The 3,002-nt window shown below is 67.9% G+C and carries 1 protein-coding gene; it reads left to right on the forward strand.

Features of this window, described 5'->3' with window-relative positions:
• Nucleotides 1-3,002, forward strand: a 3,002-nt coding sequence (locus DFO68_RS15580) for a beta strand repeat-containing protein (protein ID WP_166637592.1), incomplete at both ends; no start/stop codon positions are given.

Genomic DNA, 3,002 nt, shown 5'->3' on the forward strand with positions numbered 1-3,002 from the left:
ATCGACGTGACCGCGGCGCCTGCGTTCAACGAAAACGACGCCGTGGCGGGCCAGAGCGTCGCCACCTTCAGCGCCAGTGACGAAGAAGACGGCGCGCTTACCGCCAGTGCCGGTCAAGTCACCTTCAGCCCAGGCAGCAACGACGCCGGTTACTACGCCTTCGACGGCGAGAACGTGGTGCTCACCCAGGCCGGCGTCGACGCCATCAACGCCGGCACCGAGCTGCCCGCGGTGAGCCTGACTGCCACCGACAGCGCCAACGCCACCGCCAATGCCGCGGCGACGCCGACTTATACCGCCCAGAACGACGGTCCGACCATCGACGTGACCGCGGCGCCTGCGTTCAACGAAAACGACGCCGTGGCGGGCCAGAGCGTGGCCACCTTCAGCGCCAGTGACGAAGAAGACGGCGCGCTTACCGTGGCTAACGGGGGCGTTGACTTCACCTCAGGCAGCAACGACACCGGCTACTACGCCTTCGACGGCGAGAACGTGGTGCTCACCCAGGCTGGCGTCGATGCCATCAACGCCGGCACCGAGCTGCCCGCGGTGAGCCTGACCGCCACCGACAGCGCCAACGCCACCGCCAATGCCGCGGCGACGCCGACTTATACTGCCCAGAACGACGGCCCGACCATCGACGTGACCGCGGCGCCTGCGTTCAACGAAAACGACGCCGTAGCGGGCCAAACCATGGCGACGTTCACGGCGAGCGACGAAGAAGACGGCGCCCTGACCGCCGGTGGCGGCCAAGTGACCTTCACGCCGGGCACGAATAACGACGGTTACTACGCCTTCGACGGCGAGAACGTGGTGCTCACCCAGGCCGGTGTCGATGCCATCAACGCCGGCACCGAGCTGCCCGCGGTGAGCCTGACTGCCACCGACAGCGCCAACGCCACGACCCAAGATAGCGATACCCCGAGCTATGTAGCGCAGAACGACGGCCCGACCATCGACGTGACCGCGGCGCCTGCGTTCAACGAAAACGACGCCGTGGCGGGCCAGAGCGTGGCCACCTTCAGCGCCAGTGACGAAGAAGACGGCGCGCTTACCGCCAGTGCCGGTCAAGTCACCTTCAGCCCAGGCAGCAACGACGCCGGTTACTACGCCTTCGACGGCGAGAACGTGGTGCTCACCCAGGCCGGCGTCGACGCCATCAACGCCGGCACCGAGCTGCCCGCGGTGAGCCTGACTGCCACCGACAGCGCCAACGCCACGACCCAAGATAGCGATACCCCGAGCTATGTAGCGCAGAACGACGGCCCGACCATCGACGTGACCGCGGCGCCTGCGTTCAACGAAAACGACGCCGTGGCGGGCCAGAGCGTGGCCACCTTCAGCGCCAGTGACGAAGAAGACGGCGCCCTGACCGCCGGTGGCGGCCAAGTGACCTTCAGCCCAGGTAGCAACGACGCCGGCTACTACGCCTTCGACGGCGAGAACGTGGTGCTCACCCAGGCCGGTGTCGACGCCATCAACGCCGGCACCGAGCTGCCCGCGGTGAACCTGACTGCCACCGACAGCGCCAACGCCACCGCCAATGCCGCCGCGACGCCGACTTATACCGCCCAGAACGACGGCCCGACGATCGCGGTCACTGCCGAACCCGCGTTCAACGAAAACGACGCCGTAGCGGGCCAAACCATGGCGACGTTCACGGCGAGTGACGAAGAAGACGGCGCCCTGACCGCCGGTGGCGGCCAAGTGACCTTCACGCCGGGCACGAATAACGACGGCTACTACGCCTTCGACGGCGAGAACGTGGTGCTCACCCAGGCTGGCGTCGATGCCATCAACGCCGGCACCGAGCTGCCCGCGGTGAGCCTGACTGCCACCGACAGCGCCAACGCCACCGCCAATGCCGCGGCGACGCCGACTTATACCGCCCAGAACGACGGCCCGACCATCGACGTGACCGCGGCGCCCGCGTTCAACGAAAACGACGCCGTGGCGGGCCAGAGCGTGGCGACGTTCACGGCGAGTGACGAAGAAGACGGCGCCCTGACCGTGGCTAACGGGGGCGTTGACTTCACCTCAGGCAGCAACGACGCCGGCTACTACGCCTTCGACGGCGAGGACGTGGTGCTCACCCAGGCCGGTGTCGACGCCATCAACGCCGGCACCGAGCTGCCCGCGGTGAGCCTGACTGCCACCGACAGCGCCAACGCCACCGCCAATGCCGCGGCGACGCCGACTTATACCGCCCAGAACGACGGTCCGACGATCGCGGTCACTGCCGAACCCGCGTTCAACGAAAACGACGCCGTGGCGGGCCAGAGCGTGGCGACGTTCACGGCGAGCGACGAAGAAGACGGCGCCCTGACCGCCGGTGGCGGCCAAGTGACCTTCACGCCGGGCACGAATAACGACGGCTACTACGCCTTCGACGGCGAGAACGTGGTGCTCACCCAGGCCGGTGTCGACGCCATCAACGCCGGCACCGAGCTGCCCGCGGTGAGCCTGACTGCCACCGACAGCGCCAACGCCACCGCCAATGCCGCCGCGACGCCGACTTATACCGCCCAGAACGACGGCCCGACGATCGCGGTCACTGCCGAACCCGCGTTCAACGAAAATGACGCCGTGGCGGGCCAGAGCGTGGCGACGTTCACGGCGAGCGACGAAGAAGACGGCGCCCTGACCGCCGGTGGCGGCCAAGTGACCTTCACGCCGGGCACGAATAACGACGGTTACTACGCCTTCGACGGCGAGAACGTGGTGCTCACCCAGGCCGGCGTCGACGCCATCAACGCCGGCACCGAGCTGCCCGCGGTGAGCCTGACTGCCACCGACAGCGCCAACGCCACCGCCAATGCCGCCGCGACGCCGACTTATACCGCCCAGAACGACGGCCCGACGATCGCGGTGACCGCGGCGCCTGCGTTCAACGAAAACGACGCCGTGGCGGGCCAAACCATGGCGACGTTCACGGCGAGCGACGAAGAAGACGGCGCCCTGACCGCCGGTGGCGGCCAAGTGACCTTCAGCCCAGGTAGCAA

It is taken from the genome of Halomonas ventosae (assembly GCF_004361885.1).
GTDB classification, from domain to species: Bacteria; Pseudomonadota; Gammaproteobacteria; order Pseudomonadales; family Halomonadaceae; genus Halomonas; species Halomonas ventosae_C.